Genomic DNA, 720 nt, shown 5'->3' on the forward strand with positions numbered 1-720 from the left:
TGGTGGTCTGCAAACTCAGAACCGTTGTCCAATGTCAGCGTCTGTACAGCCCCTCTGATCGGCCTTAACTCACGGATGATGACCTCTGACACTAAGCCGGCTTTTAGCTTTGGTACACAGCCGGCGAGCAGGTAGCCGGACCGTCTTTCAACCAGAGTGACCGCGCCTGAATTCTTATGCCCGTGAAGGACTGTATCTCCTTCCCAGTGGCCGAGATGCAGACGACTATCGACGGCTTTAGGGCGGCACTCAATGCCCACGCGATCCGGAATCTTGCCTAGCCCCGCCCGCTTGGCAAGATGACGCTGATAACGCCTCTGGTAAGGCAAACGGCAATACTTCCAGAGATCGCCACCGGCGATTTTGTCCCGGTAAATTAGATTATAAATCCATTGATGGCTGACCTGGATACTGCCAACTCGCCTCATAAAACCGGCTACCTGATCAGGCTCCATTCGCTTTGAATCTGCTTGGTCACCCAATCTATCAATGAGGACGCTCTTTTATGAGATTTGCGAGCTCCTTTGCGCCGGTGCCAAGACAAACGACTGGCTTCCATCGGCTCATACTCCTTCAGGGTTCGATTGCGACGCAGCTCCCGACTGATGGTCGAGCTGTGGCAATTGATCTCTTGGGCTATTCTTCGCTGACTCCAACCTACTCGCAAGAAGGCCGAAATCTGGTATCGTTGTGCTTGGGTCAGTTGTCGGTATCCCATGG

General features: G+C 53.5%; 2 protein-coding genes. Both read right to left on the reverse strand.

Translation table 11 applies throughout. The features are described from left to right. A partial coding sequence (locus tag BCA33_RS20365) for an IS30 family transposase (protein WP_139173072.1) occupies positions 1-455 on the reverse strand: 455 nt, incomplete at its 3' end. Next, positions 437-720 (reverse strand): helix-turn-helix domain-containing protein (locus BCA33_RS20370; RefSeq protein ID WP_139173073.1); only part of this gene is annotated, 284 nt, incomplete at its 5' end. The genes BCA33_RS20365 and BCA33_RS20370, both read right to left, overlap by 19 nt.

Source organism: Marinobacter sp. AC-23 (genome assembly GCF_001858325.1).
Taxonomy (GTDB): domain Bacteria; phylum Pseudomonadota; class Gammaproteobacteria; order Pseudomonadales; family Oleiphilaceae; genus Marinobacter.